General features: G+C 65.3%; 1 protein-coding gene. It reads right to left on the bottom strand.

The genetic code is table 11. The annotated features are described in order from the left end of the window. Positions 1 to 313 (bottom strand): FAD-dependent oxidoreductase (locus RCF13_RS23715; protein ID WP_308141608.1); only part of this gene is annotated, 313 nt, incomplete at its 3' end. Positions 314 to 323 lie beyond the last annotated feature (10 nt).

Raw genomic sequence — 323 nt, 5'->3', positions numbered from 1 at the left:
TATTGACCAGCAAGTTGCGGTAAATGCCATTAAGACGCTCGATCTCGCGGTTCTTGTTGGCGATCAGCGTGGGCCAGTCGAAGCGGGGTTCGTCCACGCTCCAGCCGAAGCCGTGGGCCTGCTCGAAGTCTTCGCTGTAGTGCGCGCCGTAGACCAGCAGCTTGTTGGGCACGCAGCCCACGTTGACGCAGGTGCCGCCCAGGTAGCGGCTTTCGGCCACCGCCACGCGCGCGCCGAAGCCGGCCGCGAAGCGGGCCGCGCGCACGCCGCCGGAGCCCGCGCCGATCACAAACAGGTCGAAATCGAATGCCATGGTGTTTCCT

It is taken from the genome of Stenotrophomonas maltophilia group sp. RNC7 (assembly GCF_030910085.1).
GTDB lineage: Bacteria > Pseudomonadota > Gammaproteobacteria > Xanthomonadales > Xanthomonadaceae > Stenotrophomonas > Stenotrophomonas sepilia.
The sequence above is the reverse complement of the archived record's forward strand: the minus strand, read 5'-3'. Positions and strand labels throughout refer to the sequence as shown.